The organism is Afipia sp. Root123D2 (assembly GCF_001425835.1).
Taxonomy (GTDB): Bacteria; Pseudomonadota; Alphaproteobacteria; order Rhizobiales; family Xanthobacteraceae; genus Afipia.
Map to the genome: position 1 here is coordinate 260,866 of NZ_LMDP01000004.1, position 16,024 is coordinate 276,889.

Consider the following 16,024-nt stretch of genomic DNA (forward strand, 5'->3'; position numbering starts at 1 on the left):
AGCCCCGCAATTGTCGGCGTCGCCTGCAGAGGCGGGCACTCGCGAAAGATCGAGGTTCATGGATCAGTTTTTTCAGTTGCTCTTCACCGGGGTTGGAATCGGCTCGGTGTATGCGCTGGTTGCGCTCGGCTTTGTGCTGATTTTCCGCGCCACCAACGTCGTCAACTTCGCGCAGGGCGAGTTCTCGATGGTTGCCGCCTATCTCATGGTGGTGTTTGCCGTCGATCTGGGATGGCCTTACTGGCTGTCGTTCCTGATCGCGATGGCGGGCATGGCGCTGCTCGGCGTCGTTTTCAATCTTGGGGTTTACTACCCGCTTCGTCACCGCTCGTTCCTGCCGGTCATCATCGCCACCATCGGCGCGTCGATCCTGCTGGCGAACTCGGTGCTGGCGATCTACGGGCCGCAGCCGCAGGTGCTCGAAAGCTGGTTCGAGACCCAGGGCTTCCAATTGGGCGGCGTCTATCTCGATAACCAGTATCTGCTGATCATCGGGGTGACCATCGCGATGGTGGCGCTGCAGTACTGGTTCTTCGAGCATACGCTACTCGGCAAGAAGATGCAGGCGACATCGCAGGACAAGGAGATGGCGTCGCTGCTCGGCATTCCCGTGTCGCAGATGATCATGATCACCTTCGTTTACTCGGCGATGCTCGGCGGCATCGCAGGCATTCTGGTTGCGCCGCTGCTGTTCGTCTCGATCCAGATGGGTTCGACCATTGCGCTCAAGGCCTTTGCGGCCACCATCATCGGCGGCTTTGGCGATGTTGCCGGCGCCATCATCGGCGGATTGGCGCTCGGCGTGATCGAAACATTCGGAGCTGCCTATATCTCGGTGCCGTACAAGGATGCTTTCGCGTTCTTCGTGCTGGTGCTGTTTCTGGTATTCCGGCCGCAAGGCATCTTCGGCGAACGTGTTGCGGAGAAAGCATGAGCGCTCAGGGCGAACAGGTTTCCGCACCGCGGACCACGGCGATGTCGCCGGTTATCCGCCATCTGCCGTATTTCGTCGCCGCCGCGATTGCCGTGGCTGTGGTCGCGACGATTCAGCTCGATGGCTACATCCTCAACATCATGATGCAGGCGACGACGTTCGCTATCGCCGTCTTTGGATTGACGGTGGTACTCGGCCTGTGCGGACAGATCAATCTGGCACAGGCGGTGTTCTTCGGGTTCGGCGCCTATGCCGTTGGCCTCGGCACCACCGACCTCGGTCTTAATTTCTGGCTCTGTCTGATGGGCGGTTCGATCATCGCGCTTCTCGCGGGCGCGCTGCTCGGCATGACCACGCTGAAGCTCGGCGGGCACTATCTGGCCATGGTCACGATCTCGTTCCAGCAGATCGTGACGCTGTTCATGATCAACGCGATCGGCATCACCCACGGCCCGGATGGCGTGTCCAGGATTGGACGTCCCGGTCTGTTTCAATCGTCGCAGTCGTTTCTGGCGTTGTGTGTCGCCGCGCTGGCACTGATCGGTTACATCGTCTGGCATCTGCCGGATACCCGGCTCGGGCGGGCGATGAGGGCCGTGCGTGACAACGAACTGGCCGCGGGTGTTGCAGGCATCGACGTCTATCGTACCAAGGTTGCCGCGTTCGCGCTGTCCGCGTTGCTCGGCGGTATCGGCGGCGGGCTGTTCGCCGGCGGGTTTTCCTATGTCAGCCCGGATCAATTCTCCTTCGCGGAATCGATCGTATTCCTCACGATGGCATTGCTCGGCGGCGCCGCGTCACCGATCGGCGCGGCTATCGGCACGGGCCTGCTGATTATCATTCCGGAATGGTTGCGCTTCCTCAAGAGCGTGCCGGGATTGTATCTCGCGATCTACGGCCTGTTCGTCATCCTCATCATGCGGTTCATGCCGGACGGCATCTGGGGCTTCGTCCAGTTCACGCTCGACCGATGGCGAGCCAAGGTGAGGTCGGAGCCGACCACGCAGGTGCTGCAACTCGCGCCGGCGAGCAGCGGCGGCGACGTGGTGCTTGAGGTGAGCGGACTGTCCAAACACTTCGGTGGCCTGAAGGCTGTCGACAATGTCGATATTTCGGTCAGGCGCGGCAGCGTTCACGCGCTGATCGGACCCAACGGATCGGGCAAGACCACCACGCTCAATATGCTATCCGGCCTTTACAAGACCACGGCCGGCCGCATCGTTCTCGATGGCGTCGATATCACCGACATGCCGGCGCATATGCGCACCTCGTCCGGGCTGGGACGCACGTTCCAGAATATTCGGCTGTTCCGGTCGATGACGGCGCTCGAAAACGTCATCATCGGCGCGGAGCGGCCCGGCAACGACCTGATCGGAGCGGGCACTCATGTGTTGCTGACCGAGCGGGCCATGAAGGCCCTGACGTTCGTGGGGCTGGGCACTCGCGCCAACGAGTTGGTGTCGAGCTTTTCCTACGGTCACCAGCGGTTGATCGAAATTGCCCGCGCGCTGGCGGGCAATCCGACATTACTGCTGCTCGACGAGCCCGCCGCGGGCCTCAACTCCAGCGAGAAGGTCGAGTTGCACGGGCTGCTGAAACGCATCGCCGCGCAGGGTCTCACCATTCTCATCATCGATCACGACATGACCCTGGTGCGCGAGGCAGCGCAGCATATCACGGTGCTCAATTTCGGCCGCCGGATCGCGGATGGCGAATCGCTGTCGGTGCTGCAGCAGCCGGACGTCATCTCGGCATATCTGGGGACCGAATAGCCATGGCGCTTCTCGAGATCAACGATCTAATTGTGCTGTATGGCGAAATCGAAGCGCTGCGCGGCGTCTCGCTGAAGGTCGAGGAGGGGCAGGTGGTGACACTGCTGGGCTCCAACGGCGCCGGGAAATCGACGACGTTGCGCGCCATCTCGGGGCTCGCGAAGCCTGCGGCCGGCGAAATCCTGTTCGACGGCAAGTCGATTTCAGGTCTCGGCCCGGAGCAGATCGTCCGTCTGGGCATTTCGCACGTTCCCGAAGGGCGGCGGGTGTTTCCCGGCCTCACCGTGAAGGAAAACATCATGCTCGGTGCGTCCAATCGCCGGGCAGCGAAGTCGGAAATTTCGCGCGAAGCCGATGCGATGTTCGACCTGTTTCCCGACATCCGGGTGTTCGCCGACAAGCTTGGCTGGACGCTGTCTGGCGGCCAGTTGCAGATGGTCGCGGTGGCGCGCGGATTGATGGCCAAGCCGCGGCTGTTGCTGCTGGATGAGCCGTCGCTGGGGCTGGCACCGGTTATCGTTCAGGCGGTCTTCCGTATCATCGAGGAAATTCGTCGCGAGACAACCGTTCTGCTGGTTGAACAGAACGCCCGGATGGGCTTGTCTGTGGCTGACTATGGGTATGTTCTGGAGACGGGCCGCCTTGCGCTCGGCGGCAAACCGGACGATCTGTGGAGCGATGAAGCAATAAGAGCCGCCTACCTTGGCGGCCACAACAAGGTAACCGCCTGACTATGATAGCCATACAAGCGAAGAAGCTTTCTGATTTCGTTGCGTCGGTCTTTTCACGTGCTGGTTCGTCCGCTGCCGAAGCTGACCGCATTGCGAACTACCTCGTCACCGCAAACCTCACCGGACATGACAGCCACGGCGTGATCCGCGTGCCGCAGTATGTGCGCTGGAAGAACGAGGGCGTCATCGTTCCGGACCAGAAGATCAAACTGCTGGTGGATACGCCCTCGCTGGCCGTTGTCGACGGCGGGTTCGGCTATGGCCAGACCGTGGCGCCGCAGGCGGTCGCGGTCGGCATCGAGAAGTGCAAGGCGAACGGTCTTGCCGCGGTGACGCTGCGCAACTCCGGGCACATCGGACGGGTCGGCGACTGGGCGGAAATGGCGGCGGCCGAAGGGCTGATCTCGATTCACTTCGTCAACGCCGCGGGCTCGGTGCTTGTCGCGCCATTCGGTGGCGTCGAGCGCAAGTTCTCGACCGCACCTTATTGCGTCGGCATTCCGCGCCCGGGCAAGGGGCCGGTGGTGCTCGATCTGGCGACGTCGCTGGTTGCCGAAGGCAAGGTGATGGTGGCGAGTCGTGGCGGCAAGAAACTGCCGAAGGGCGCGCTCATCAGCCCGGATGGTCAGTTGAGCGAAGACCCGACCGAATTGTACGGCCCGCATACGCCGGACGGACCGCGCAATCACGCCCAGGGCAAGGGCGCCATCCGTGCGTTTGGTGACCACAAGGGTTCGGGCCTGGCGCTGGTCTGCGAATTGCTTGGCGGTGCATTGAGCGGCAACGGCGCAACCGAGACCGACCGGCGGTTCTCCAACGGTATGCTGTCGATCTACATCGATCCGGCCCGTGTCGATATCGATCATTTCTTCGACGGCGAGGTGGCGCGCTACATCGCCTACGTCAAGGACAGCAAGCTCGCGGTCGGCCATGATGAGGTTTTGATCCCCGGCGAACCCGAAGCGAAAATGCGGGCCGAACGCGGCGCGAATGGCATCCCGCTGACAGAGGATACCTGGAGTTCGATCGTCACCACCGCCAAATCGGTCGGGATCGACGAGGCAGCTATCGCAAAGGCGGCCGGATAGCAGTTTGCTTGATCGGGTTTCCTGAGGTTAACGTTCGGAACAAGCAACAATAGGAACGCCGCCAATGGCAAACAACGTCAAGAAAATCTGGGCATCCGGCAAGGTCGTCGTCAACGCGTGGCTCGCGATCCCGTCAGGCTTTTCCGCCGAGGTCATGGCGCAATGCGGCTTCGACAGCGTCACCGTCGATATGCAGCATGGCGTTCAGGATTATCAATCGATGATCCAGTGCTTCCAGGCGATGCAGACGCATCCGGTGACGCCGATGGTGCGTGTGCCATGGAACGAGCCCGGGATCATCGGCAAGGTGCTGGACGGCGGCGCTTACGGCGTGATCTGCCCGATGATCAATACCAAGGAGGAAGCTGAAGCCTTCGTTTCCTACTGCAAATACCCGCCGCGCGGGTCGCGCAGCAATGGGCCGATCCGCGCCATGATGTATGGCGAGGCCGGGACCTACCAGACCACAGCCAACGCTGAAACCCTGTGCATTCCGATGCTCGAAACCCGCAAGGCGGTCGAGAACATGGAATCCATTCTCGACGTCGAGGGCATCGCGGGCGTCTATGTCGGCCCGTCCGACCTTGGCTTCTCCTACGGTCTCGTGCCGAAGCTCGACCGTGAAGAGCCGGAGATCATCAAGATCTACGAGAAACTGATCAAGGAATGCGACAAGCGCGGAATTGCGCCCGGCATCCATTGCAGCGGGTGGGAAGGCGCGGTCCGCAATATCAATATGGGCTTCCGTCTCGTGACGCTGATGAATGACAGTGGTCTGCTCGCGATGTCGGCCAAGAGCCATATTGCCCAGACCAGAAAAGGGTCCGGCGGCAAAGCCTGACCGGTAACCTGTTGGAGACGCCCATGACACCCGCACCGGTCATCCGCCTCAATCCTGACGATAGCGTCGTGATTGCGCGCGCGGCGCTTCTGCCCGGTGCAATAATAAGTGAGGGCGTTACGGCTGCGGAGCGGATTCCCGCAGGGCATAAGGTTGCCGTCCGTCCAATCGCGGTCGGCGAGCCGGTCAAGCGCTATGGCCAGATCATCGGATTTGCCACCAAGGCGATCGCGCCGGGCCAGCACGTCCATGTCCAGAACATCGGCATGGGCGATTTTGCCAAGGACTACGCCTGGGGTGTCGATGCCAAACCGACGCCGAACTTCGACCTGCCCGCGACGTTTCAGGGTATTCGCCGCCCCGATGGACGGGTCGCGACGCGCAACTACATCGGTATCCTGACTTCGGTGAATTGCAGCGCGCATGTCGCGGGCATGGTGGCGGACGTGTTCAAGAAAAATCCGTTCACCGGTCATGACCCGCTGGCGAATTTCCCCAACGTCGATGGCGTGGTGGCACTGACGCACAAGACCGGCTGCGGCATGACGCAACTCGAACCGCTGACGGTTTTGCGCCGAACCCTCGGCGGCTATGCGCGTCACGTGAATTTCTCGCACGTCATCATTCTCGGTCTTGGCTGTGAGATGAATCAAATTGGCGGCTTCCTCGAGGAGCAGAGGCTGGCGGGCCGGCTGCGCTCGCTGGACATTCAGGATGTTGGCGGCTCGCGCAAGACGGTGGAGAAGGCGGTGGCCTTCGTTCACGAAGTGCTGGCTGAATCCAACAATGTGAAACGCGAACCGTGTTCGGCTAGCGAATTGATGGTCGCACTGCAGTGCGGCGGCTCGGATGGATATTCCGGAGTCTCGGCCAATCCCGCGCTCGGTGCGGCGAGCGATATTCTGGTCCGGCATGGTGGATCGGTGATCCTGTCCGAAACACCGGAGACCTACGGCGCCGAACATCTGCTGACGCGCCGTGCGGTTAGCCGCGAAGTCGGCGAGAAGCTCGTTGCCCTGATGCGATGGTGGGAAGATTACACCCAGCGCAACGGCGCGGAGATGGATTCCAATCCAAGCCCGGGGAACAAGGCCGGTGGTCTGACGACCATCCTTGAAAAATCCCTCGGAGCGATGGCGAAAGCCGGCAGCACGAACCTTGTCGATGTGGTGGGATATGCCGAGCCGGTGACCAAGAAGGGCTTCACCTTCATGGATACGCCCGGGTTCGATCCGGTGGCGGCGACAGGGCAGGTGGCGGGGGGCGCCAATCTGGTTTGCTTCACGACGGGGCGCGGCAGCGTGTTCGGCTGCAAGCCGTCGCCCTCGATCAAGCTCGCGACCAACACGCCGATGTACCGTCGCATGGAAGACGACATGGATGTCAATTGCGGCACCATTCTCGATGGCGACGAAACCGTGCAGGAGTGCGGCCAACGGATCTTCGATCTGATCCTCAAGGTGGCGTCCGGCGAGCCGACCAAAAGCGAGGCGTTTGATTTCGGCGCTGCTGAATTCGCGCCGTGGGTGCTCGGCGCAACCATGTAGGACTAAGGGTTCGTCGCCGAGACGATCCAGATCGAACCTGCCAATGGTACTTTCTCATCTTTGAGGAAGGGGCGAAGCGCCTCGCGTATTGACGCGACGGCGGCCGTGCGGAGATGCTCAGGCTGACCATCGAGCGCGCGGCTTGCCGGCCCGATCTCCAGAGTGCCCTGGACCGCGGCTTCCAGTCCACGTCCGACTGCAATATCCAGATGAAGGTCATGGGCTTCCATCGCGACCGACGTGAAGCCGGCGGATGTCAGGATATGTTGAACCCATTCTTCCTGTGCGAAGGCAAACGGTCCCGGATCCTGCCGGGCCATTTCCGGAAGTTTCGGAACATGCTTGTAGGCGGCCTTCAGCGGCAGCATCAGCCACTGATTGTAACGAGGCTCGCGCCAGCATGCGAAGACCACGCGGCCGCCACGCTTCAGGGCCGTTCGCAGGTTCGAGAATGAGGCGACCGGGTCGGCGAAGAACATGACGCCAAATCGAGACACCAGCAGATCGAAGGATTCCGGCTCGAACCTGTGAACCGTTGCGTCCGCGAGAATAAATTCGACAGGTGCATTCTTCGGCGTAAGCTCGCGCGCCCTTGCCAGCATCGGCGCGGAAATGTCGAGACCAAGCACATGGCCTGCCGGCCCTAACTGCTTTCCGATCTCGATGGTCGTGGCCCCGCAGCCGCATCCCACGTCAATGACGCGGACGTCTTGAGTTATTTTGGCCTGATCGATCAAGATTCGCGAGACGGGGGCCAGGATAAGGTCCTGGATCTGCTGGCGGTCGGTCCAATATTGTCCCGCCGGTCCGTTCCAGTAAGCCGCCTGATCGGCGTTTCGATCGTCGATCTGCGAGACGTTCATCACTCTTCTCCGTTTTCACGAGAACGTCGCGATCGTTCCTCAGTAAGTCGCGCGGCCGCCTGAAATGTCGAACACCGCCCCGGTGGTGTAGAGACATTCTTCCGACGCCATCCAGGAAACCAGCGAGGCCAGTTCCTCCACTTTAAGGAAACGCCCGCGTGGAATCTTCGACAGCATGAAGTCGATGTGCTGCTGCGTCATCTGGTCGAAGATCGCGGTTTTGGCGGCGGCAGGGGTGACAGCGTTGACCGCAACATCTGTGCCCGCCAGTTCCTTGCCGAGCGACTTGGTCAGGGCAATCACGCCGGCTTTCGAAGCCGAATAGTGCGAGGCGTTCGGATTGCCTTCCTTGCCGGCGATCGAGGCGATGTTGACGATGCGGCCGTAGTTTTGCTTGGCCATGCCGGGCACGACAGCCTTGCAGCAGATGAACGGGCCGTCGAGGTTGATCTTCATGACCTGCCGCCACTCATCGTAACTGAGATCGGCGACCGGTTTGTTGACGCCGGCGATACCGGCGTTGTTGACCAGAATGTCGATCCGGCCGAACGCCTTGATCGTCGCGTCCTTCGCTGCTTCGACGGCGGCAGGGTCGGTAACGTCGACCTTGAGCGGGATCACAGCCGCGCCGATTTCCTTGGCGGTTTTTTCGCTCAGCGCCCGATCGAAATCCCAGATTGCGACCTTGGCTCCCGACGCGACAAAACGCTCGGTGATCGCGCGGCCGAAGCCCTGCGCGCCGCCGGTCACGACGGCGAATCGTCCGCTCAAATCGATCTTGTTCACGATGTTTCTCCCATTGTTCCAATCGCGATCCTCATGGTGAGGAGCGCCACTTGTGTGGCGGGTCTCGAACCATGAGGCCATTGCGCCTCATCCTCCTTTGAGACGCGACCAAGAGGTCGCTCCTCAGGATGAGGAAACAAAGAATTTACAGCGTCCAGCCGCCGTCGATGATGTACGCAACACCGGTGGTGAACGCGCTTTCGTCGCTGGCGAGATAGACAACGAGCGATGCAATTTCCTCCGCCGTGCCCAGCCGTCCCATCGGCTGGCGGGCGATGAACATGTCGCGTCCGCCGGGGCCTGCCGCCGCGGCGCGCCCAAGCATCGAGGGCGTCTCGATGGTGCCGGGGCAGATGGCGTTGCAGCGGATGCCCTTGCCGATGAAATCGATTGCCACCGAGCGGGTGAGGGCGGCCACTGCGGCTTTCGTCGCACTGTAGACGTAGCGATTGGGCGCCGCCTTGTAGACGCCGGCCGCCGAGGAGATGTTGACGATCGAGCCGCCGCCGTTGTCCAGCATTCCGGGGAGGAAGGCGCGGATCGTGCGGTGCATGGATTTGACGTTCAGATCGAACGAGAAATCCCAGTCGTCTTCGGAACATTCCAGAACAGTGCCGTGATGGACGAAGCCTGCGGCATTGAGCAGGATGTCGACAGTTCCGACGCGCTTGGCCATGGCGTTGACAGCGGCGGTGTCGCGCACGTCGAGCTTGGCAGTTTCCGCAATGCCGTCTTTTGTGAGCAGGGCCACACCCTTTTCATCGATATCGGTCGCGAACACGGTGGCGCCTTCGCGCGCGAAAGCGAGCGCACAGGCGCGGCCAATGCCGACCGCTCCTGCGGTCACGAATGCGCGTTTGCCTTTCAGCCGATCAGACATGTGTCGTCCTTGTGATTTTTGTTCGGGCGTTGTCGAAATCCGGAAAGCGACGCTCGCTTTCCGGATCCAAGGTTCAGTGGTTGTCGCGGGCGACGCCGATCGTGCCGGCGATGTTGCGATAGCGCGTCGCCAGTTCGAGGCAGGCTCCGGTAGCGTGCTGACCCACGGTGTCGCGATAAAGCTCCTGCCATGGCGTCTGGCTCTTGGGATGGGGGAAACCGCCCTTGGCCTTGAGATCGGCGTGGCGTGCTTTCACCTCCTCATCCGAGATCAGGATGTTGGCTTCGCCCTTGTTGAGGTCGATGCGAACGCGATCGCCTGTTGTCAGGATTGCGAGGCCGCCGTTGGCGGCGGCCTCCGGCGAGGCGTTGAGGATCGACGGCGATCCCGATGTTCCCGACTGGCGGCCGTCGCCGATGCACGGCAGCGACGTAATGCCCTTCTTGAGGAGCGCTGCGGGCGGCTGCATGTTCACGACTTCGGCGCCGCCGGGGTAGCCGATCGGTCCGACTCCACGCACGAACAGCATGCAGTGTTCATCGATATTCAGCGACGGGTCGTCGATCCGGTGGTGATAGTCCTCCGGGCCTTCGAACACGATGGCGCGGCCCTCGAACGCGTTCGGGTTCTTCGGGTCGGACAAATAGCGGTCGCGGAACTCTTTCGAGATCACACTGGTCTTCATGATCGCCGAATCGAACAGGTTGCCGCGCAGCACGACAAAGCCGGCATCCTTCACCAGCGGCTTGTCGTAGGTCCAGATCACGTCGTTGTCGGGGGCCGGGGCGCTCCGGCAATTGTCGCCCATCGTGCGGCCGTTGACGGTGATGGCATCTTCATGAATGCGCTTGTGTTTCATAAGCTCGGCGACCACCGACGGCACGCCGCCGGCACGGTGATATTCTTCTCCGAGGTAGAAACCGGCCGGCTGCATGTTGACCAGCAGCGGCACGTCGTGACCGAATTTCTGCCAGTCGTCGATCGACAGATCGACGCCGATATGCCGAGCCAGCGCGTTGATGTGGATCGGCGCGTTGGTCGAGCCGCCAATCGCCGAATTGACGACGATGCAGTTCTCGAAAGCCTTGCGGGTGAGAATGTCGGATGGCTTGAGATCTTCCCACACCATTTCGACGGCGCGCTTGCCTGTTTCATAGGCAATCTGGCCGCGCTCGCGGTAGGGAGCAGGGATGGCCGCGCATCCGGGCAGCGAAAAGCCGAGCGCTTCCGCCAGCGAGTTCATGGTCGAGGCGGTGCCCATGGTATTGCAGTGGCCGACGGACGGGGCGGAGGACGCCACAATGTCCATGAACTCTTCGTAATCGATCTTGCCGGCCGCCATGTCCTCGCGTGCTTTCCAGACCACGGTGCCGGAACCAGTACGCTCGCCCTTGAACCAGCCGTTCAGCATGGGCCCGCCGGACAGCACGATTGCGGGAATGTTCACGGTCGCGGCGGCCATCATGCAGGCGGGCGTGGTCTTGTCGCAGCCCGTGGTGAGAACGACGCCGTCCAGCGGGTAGCCGAACAGAATCTCGACGAGGCTGAGATAGGCCAGATTGCGGTCGAGCGCCGCAGTCGGCCGCTTGCCGGTTTCCTGGATCGGATGGGTCGGAAACTCCATCGCGATGCCGCCGGCTTCGCGAATGCCCTCGCGCACGCGGTGAGCGAGCTCGATATGGTGACGGTTGCAGGGAGACAGATCGTTGCCGGTCTGGGCGATGCCGATAATCGGCTTGCCGGACTGCAGCTCGTGGCGGGTCAACCCGTAGTTGAGATACCTCTCGAGATAGAGGGCGGTCATTCCCGGGTTGTCAGGATTGTCGAACCAGAGCTGAGAGCGGAGTTTGCGTTTGGCTTTTTCGGGGGTGGCGGTCTCGGTATCGCTCGTTTTCACAATTTTTTCTCCCGCACTGCACACTGCTCATTCGTGCGCTTCGTGCACTGTAATGTTCGCATGTCAACCTTCTAGGTGCAACTTCACCGGTCATGTCATCCTACAACTTTCATCGAAGGTTGTTGCAGCGCGAACCCTGGTATGGTTTTCTGTTCTCGGTGGCCGGCACGAGAATCCTCGTGACCTACGGCAAATAATCCAAGAGCAGCGACGACGCTCGTCGGACGTGGCCGGATCTAGGGGAGTGTATGTATGGCGTCGGTGCAGATTCACGACGTGCGCAAGTCGTTTGGTGGTTTTGAAGTCCTGCACGGCGTGACGATCCCGATCGAGGATGGCGCTTTCGTCGTTCTGGTAGGCCCTTCGGGTTGTGGCAAATCGACGTTGCTGCGAATGCTGGCCGGGTTGGAAAACATTACATCGGGGACGATTTCGATCGGTGACCGGGTGGTCAACGACGTTCAACCCAAGGAACGGGACATCGCCATGGTGTTCCAGAACTATGCCCTCTATCCGCATATGACGGTGGGGCAGAACATGGGTTTCTCGCTCAAGTTGCGCGATGTCCAGCAGGATGAGATCAACAAGCTGGTCAACCGGGCGGCCGATATTCTCGGCCTGAAGGAACTGCTGGATCGTTTTCCGAGGCAGCTGTCGGGTGGCCAGCGTCAGCGCGTCGCGATGGGCCGCGCGATCGTGCGCGATCCGCAGGTCTTCCTGTTCGACGAACCGCTCTCCAATCTGGATGCCAAGCTGCGCGTCGCAATGCGCACCGAGATCAAGGAACTGCACCAGCGGCTGAAAACCACGACCGTCTATGTCACGCACGACCAGATCGAGGCGATGACCATGGCTGACAAGATCGTTGTGATGCATGACGGTATCGTCGAGCAGATGGGCTCGCCGCTTGAGCTTTACGATCACCCCGACAATCGCTTCGTCGCCGGGTTCATCGGCTCACCGGCGATGAATTTCCTTGATGGCAAGCTCACCGGAGGCGATCGACCTTGCGTAGAAACCGCAAACGGTAGCCGTTTGCCGCTGATTGCCTCTCGCGTCGGGCTCGAAGGCAAGCCGGTGGTTTACGGAATCCGGCCTGAGCACCTCGAATTCGCCGACGACGGCGTCGAAGCGGAAGTGGTCGTAGTCGAGCCGACCGGATCGGAAACCCAGATCGTCGCGCGGATCGGCACCCAGGACATCATTGTCGTGATCCGCGATCGCCGTCCGGTCAAACCTGGAGACAAGATCAAGCTAAGGCCGGTCGCGGCCTCCGCGCATGTCTTCGACAAGGAAACCGGCAAGCGCCTGATCAACTGAGATTGATCGGGAACTCCCGGTCGGTGCCGTTACAACGACTTATAAGCAATCATAGCGAATTAGCCGGTCACATCATTAAGAACCGGCGAAACAGGGAGAAGGCATACCATGAAGAATTTTACGCCAAACCGTCGCTCGTTGTTGAAGGGTGGCGCCGCTGCGCTCGCGGGCGCGGCGACAATGACGACGGATCAATTGTTCGGCTTTGCCAAAGCCTGGGCCCAGACCTCGAAATGGAAACCGGAGGCTGGCGCCAAGATCAACCTGCTGCGCTGGAAGCGCTTCGTCGAAGCCGAGGATCAAGCCTTCATGGCGATGATTCAGGCCTTTACGAAGGCCACCGGCGTTGAAGTCAACGTCTCGAACGAATCCTACGACGATCTCCAGCCCAAGGCTTCGGTTGCCGCCAACACCGGGCAGGGGCTCGACATGGTGTGGGGCCTCTATTCGCTGCCGCATCTCTTCCCCGAAAAGTGCACTGACGTCACCGACGTCGCTGACTATCTCGGCGGCAAGTATGGCGGCTGGGCGCCTTCGGCTCCATTATACGGCAAGAAGGGGGACAAGTGGATCGGCATTCCGGTCGCCTGTACCGGCGCGCTGATCAACTATCGTATCAGCTCGATGGAGAAGGCGGGCTTCAAGGAATTCCCGAAGGACACCGCGGGTTTCCTCGAACTGTGCAAGGGGCTCCAGAAGAACAACACGCCGGCCGGCATGGCGGTGGGTCACGCTTCGGGCGACGCCAACACCTGGCTGCACTGGGCGCTGTGGACCCACAACGCTTACCTTGTCGACAAGGACAACAAGGTCATCATCAACTCGCCGGAAACCGTGAAGGCGCTGGAGTACATCAAGGCGCTCTATGGCACCTTCATTCCGGGCACCGCGTCCTGGAACGACAGCTCGAACAACAAGGCGTTTCTGGCTGGTCAGCTCCACTGCACCGTGAACGGTATTTCGGTTTACGTCGCCGCACAGAAAGAAAACAAGGCGATCGCCGAGGACATGAACCACGCCTACATGCCGATCGGTCCGGCCGGCAAGCCGACCGAACTGCATCTGCCCTTCACCATGCTGACCTTCACCTTCACGAAGTATCCGCAGGCGTGTAAGGCGCTGACCGCGTTCATGCTGGAAGCCGATCAGTTCAATCCGTGGGTTTCGGCCGCGCAGGGTTATCTGTCGCACTTCCTCAATGCCTACGATGCAAATCCGATCTGGACTTCGGATCCGAAGCGCACCGTGTATCGCGACGTTGCCAAGCGCACGTTGACCCCGGCGGGTCTCGGTACGCTCGGTGAAAACGCCGCCGCGGCGATCGCCGACTTCATCGTCGTCGACCTGTTCGCGAATTATTGCACCGGCCGCGAAGACGCGAAGGGTGCGATCGCAAACGCCGAGCGGCAGGCGAAGCGCCTCTATCGTTCGTAAGCGACATCATCGCCGACGCGGCAGGTCGCTGCGCCGGCGACTTTTATTCCCTCAGAAGGTTCGGCCCATGAGCACGATACCGGCTTCGATGCCCGCACCGCAGCCCTATGTCAGTTCGCTAACGTTCCGGCAGCGGCTCGCCGCGAACCGCAACTGGATCGCGTTCTGGTTCATGCTGCCGGCTGGAGCGTTCCTGATCCTGTTCCTGGCCTATCCGCTCGGTCTCGGCGTCTGGATGAGCTTCACCGACATGAGGATCGGCCGCCCGGGCAATTTCATTGGCCTTGAGAATTATCAATGGCTATGGGACGACAGCGTGTTCTGGCTGTCGGTGGTTAACACGCTGCTCTATACGGCTGTCGCCAGTGCTATCAAATTCGCACTCGGGCTTTATCTGGCCCTGCTGCTCAACCGCAACATGCCGTTGAAGGCGCTGATCCGCGCCGCCGTGCTGATTCCGTTCATCGTGCCCACGGTATTGTCGGCGATTGCCTTCTGGTGGATCTACGATTCGCAGTTCTCGATCATCTCGTGGTCGCTCATCAAAATGGGGCTGATCGAACAGAACATCAATTTCCTCGGCGATACGACGTGGGCGCGCACCAGCGTGATCATCGCCAATATCTGGCGCGGTGTGCCGTTCGTCGCCATCACGCTTCTCGCGGGGCTGCAGACGGTGTCACCCTCGCTCTACGAGGCGGCTACGCTCGACGGCGCGACGAACTGGCAACGCTTCCGCTTCATTACCTATCCGCTGCTGACGCCGATTATCGCGGTCGTCATGACCTTCTCGGTGCTGTTCACGTTCACCGACTTCCAGCTCATCTGGGCCCTGACCCGCGGCGGCCCGGTCAACTCCACCCATCTGATGGCGACGCTGAGTTACCAGCGCGGTATCCTGAGCGGGCGGCTCGGGGAGGGCGCGGCGATCGCAACTGCGATGATCCCGTTCCTGCTCGCCGCCATCACCATCTCATGGTTTGGTATGCAACGGCGCAAGTGGCAGCAAGGATCCGAGAATGACTGATCATATCGCCCAGCCGCCTGCGATACTTTCGGCCAGCGACAATACCGAGGGCATGAGCTACCTCGAGACGCCGCTGAACCGTTTTGTCACGCTCTACATTCCGCTGTTCATTATGGTCGTCGTCCTGCTGTTTCCGTTCTACTGGATGGCGCTGACCTCGATCAAACCGGATGAACAGTTGATCGACATGAACACGTACAACCCCTTCTGGGTTGTGCATCCGACATTCAAGCACATCCAGAAGCTGCTGTTCGAGACACAGTATCCGCGCTGGTTGTGGAACACGATGTACGTGGCGACTGCGGCGACGTTCCTGTCGATCATCGCGAGTGTGCTGGCGGCTTACGCGCTGGTGAGGCTGCGATTCAAGGGCGCGCAGACGGTCGGCGCCCTGATCTTCCTGGCTTACCTGGTGCCGCCGTCGATCCTGTTCATCCCGCTGGCATCGGTGATCCAGGCCTATGGATTGTTCGATTCGCCGCTGGCGCTGATCCTGGTCTATCCGACGCTGCTGATCCCGTTCTCGACCTGGCTGCTGATGGGATATTTCAAGACGATTCCTTATGAGCTGGAGGAATGTGCCCTGATCGACGGCGCGTCGCGATGGCAGATCCTGGTCAAGATCATCTTGCCGCTGGCGGTGCCGGGGTTGATCTCGGCGTTCATCTTTTCGTTCACGCTGTGCTGGAACGAATTCATCTACGCACTGACGTTCCTGCAATCGACCGCGAACAAGACCGTGCCGGTCGCGATCGTCAATGAGTTCGTCGACGGCGATATCTACAAATGGGGATCGCTGATGGCGGGCGCGCTGGTCGGCTCGCTGCCGCTGGTTATCCTCTACGCGTTCTTCGTCGAGCACTACGTGTCCGCGATGACCGGCGCGGTGAAGGAATAGAAGCGT

The 16,024-nt window shown here is 60.9% G+C and carries 14 protein-coding genes; 10 read left to right on the plus strand and 4 right to left on the minus strand.

The window, feature by feature from the left end; translation table 11 throughout:
- The first annotated feature begins 58 nt into the window (after window positions 1–58).
- The 6 genes from ASC80_RS20820 (at window position 59) to ASC80_RS20845 (ending at window position 6,913) form a co-directional block, all read left to right on the plus strand.
- Window positions 59–934, plus strand: a complete 876-nt coding sequence (locus ASC80_RS20820; RefSeq protein WP_056301516.1) for a branched-chain amino acid ABC transporter permease — start codon at window positions 59–61, stop codon at window positions 932–934.
- Window positions 931–2,706, plus strand: a complete 1,776-nt coding sequence (locus ASC80_RS20825) for a branched-chain amino acid ABC transporter ATP-binding protein/permease (RefSeq protein WP_056301518.1) — start codon at window positions 931–933, stop codon at window positions 2,704–2,706. The genes ASC80_RS20820 and ASC80_RS20825 overlap by 4 nt, the downstream gene beginning before the upstream one ends.
- A gap of 2 nt (window positions 2,707–2,708) precedes the next feature.
- Complete coding sequence (locus tag ASC80_RS20830) at window positions 2,709–3,437, plus strand: ABC transporter ATP-binding protein (RefSeq protein WP_056301520.1); 729 nt, start codon at window positions 2,709–2,711, stop codon at window positions 3,435–3,437.
- Window positions 3,438–3,439: 2 nt separating this feature from the next.
- Window positions 3,440–4,525: a malate/lactate/ureidoglycolate dehydrogenase gene (locus ASC80_RS20835; RefSeq protein ID WP_056301522.1), complete on the plus strand. Its 1,086-nt coding sequence runs from the start codon at window positions 3,440–3,442 to the stop codon at window positions 4,523–4,525.
- Window positions 4,526–4,589: 64 nt separating this feature from the next.
- Window positions 4,590–5,366, plus strand: coding sequence for an HpcH/HpaI aldolase family protein (locus ASC80_RS20840; protein ID WP_056301524.1), 777 nt, complete (start codon window positions 4,590–4,592; stop codon window positions 5,364–5,366).
- 23 nt (window positions 5,367–5,389) lie between these two features.
- Complete coding sequence (locus tag ASC80_RS20845; RefSeq protein WP_056301526.1) at window positions 5,390–6,913, plus strand: UxaA family hydrolase; 1,524 nt, start codon at window positions 5,390–5,392, stop codon at window positions 6,911–6,913.
- A 2-nt stretch (window positions 6,914–6,915) separates the two neighbouring features.
- Here ASC80_RS20845 and ASC80_RS20850 read toward each other — a convergent pair whose 3' ends face one another.
- The 4 genes from ASC80_RS20850 to ASC80_RS20865 form a co-directional block, all read right to left on the minus strand.
- Window positions 6,916–7,776, minus strand: a complete 861-nt coding sequence (locus ASC80_RS20850; RefSeq protein ID WP_056301528.1) for a class I SAM-dependent methyltransferase — start codon at window positions 7,774–7,776, stop codon at window positions 6,916–6,918.
- A 39-nt stretch (window positions 7,777–7,815) separates the two neighbouring features.
- Window positions 7,816–8,562 carry an SDR family NAD(P)-dependent oxidoreductase gene (locus ASC80_RS20855; RefSeq protein ID WP_056301530.1) on the minus strand — a complete coding sequence of 249 codons (747 nt, stop codon included), beginning with the start codon at window positions 8,560–8,562 and terminating at the stop codon, window positions 7,816–7,818.
- 145 nt (window positions 8,563–8,707) lie between these two features.
- Window positions 8,708–9,442 (minus strand): SDR family oxidoreductase, encoded by a 735-nt coding sequence (locus tag ASC80_RS20860; protein WP_056301532.1) that lies wholly within the window; start codon window positions 9,440–9,442, stop codon window positions 8,708–8,710.
- A gap of 73 nt (window positions 9,443–9,515) precedes the next feature.
- Complete coding sequence (locus ASC80_RS20865) at window positions 9,516–11,339, minus strand: IlvD/Edd family dehydratase (protein WP_056301533.1); 1,824 nt, start codon at window positions 11,337–11,339, stop codon at window positions 9,516–9,518.
- A gap of 252 nt (window positions 11,340–11,591) precedes the next feature.
- Between ASC80_RS20865 and ASC80_RS20870 the strand changes: the two genes are divergently transcribed.
- From ASC80_RS20870 to ASC80_RS20885, 4 genes are all read left to right on the plus strand, one after another.
- Complete coding sequence (locus ASC80_RS20870) at window positions 11,592–12,659, plus strand: ABC transporter ATP-binding protein (protein WP_056301535.1); 1,068 nt, start codon at window positions 11,592–11,594, stop codon at window positions 12,657–12,659.
- Between the two features lie 108 nt (window positions 12,660–12,767).
- A complete protein-coding gene (locus ASC80_RS20875; protein ID WP_056301536.1) occupies window positions 12,768–14,093 on the plus strand; it encodes an ABC transporter substrate-binding protein in 1,326 nt (441 codons plus the stop codon).
- A gap of 67 nt (window positions 14,094–14,160) precedes the next feature.
- A complete protein-coding gene (locus ASC80_RS20880) occupies window positions 14,161–15,120 on the plus strand; it encodes a carbohydrate ABC transporter permease (RefSeq protein ID WP_056301538.1) in 960 nt (319 codons plus the stop codon).
- Entirely contained in the window at window positions 15,113–16,018 is a 906-nt protein-coding gene (locus ASC80_RS20885; protein WP_056301540.1) for a carbohydrate ABC transporter permease, read from the plus strand. The genes ASC80_RS20880 and ASC80_RS20885 overlap by 8 nt, the downstream gene beginning before the upstream one ends.
- Window positions 16,019–16,024 lie beyond the last annotated feature (6 nt).

Coding starts and splice junctions, on each gene's coding strand:
- ASC80_RS20875 (WP_056301536.1), top strand. CDS start 12,768: ATGAAGAATTTTACGCCAAACCGTCGCTCGTTGTTGAAGGGTGGCGCC.
- ASC80_RS20845 (WP_056301526.1), top strand. CDS start 5,390: ATGACACCCGCACCGGTCATCCGCCTCAATCCTGACGATAGCGTCGTG.
- ASC80_RS20840 (WP_056301524.1), top strand. CDS start 4,590: ATGGCAAACAACGTCAAGAAAATCTGGGCATCCGGCAAGGTCGTCGTC.
- ASC80_RS20825 (WP_056301518.1), top strand. CDS start 931: ATGAGCGCTCAGGGCGAACAGGTTTCCGCACCGCGGACCACGGCGATG.
- ASC80_RS20880 (WP_056301538.1), top strand. CDS start 14,161: ATGAGCACGATACCGGCTTCGATGCCCGCACCGCAGCCCTATGTCAGT.
- ASC80_RS20860 (WP_056301532.1), bottom strand. CDS start 9,442: ATGTCTGATCGGCTGAAAGGCAAACGCGCATTCGTGACCGCAGGAGCG.
- ASC80_RS20885 (WP_056301540.1), top strand. CDS start 15,113: ATGACTGATCATATCGCCCAGCCGCCTGCGATACTTTCGGCCAGCGAC.
- ASC80_RS20835 (WP_056301522.1), top strand. CDS start 3,440: ATGATAGCCATACAAGCGAAGAAGCTTTCTGATTTCGTTGCGTCGGTC.
- ASC80_RS20820 (WP_056301516.1), top strand. CDS start 59: ATGGATCAGTTTTTTCAGTTGCTCTTCACCGGGGTTGGAATCGGCTCG.
- ASC80_RS20850 (WP_056301528.1), bottom strand. CDS start 7,776: ATGAACGTCTCGCAGATCGACGATCGAAACGCCGATCAGGCGGCTTAC.
- ASC80_RS20870 (WP_056301535.1), top strand. CDS start 11,592: ATGGCGTCGGTGCAGATTCACGACGTGCGCAAGTCGTTTGGTGGTTTT.
- ASC80_RS20830 (WP_056301520.1), top strand. CDS start 2,709: ATGGCGCTTCTCGAGATCAACGATCTAATTGTGCTGTATGGCGAAATC.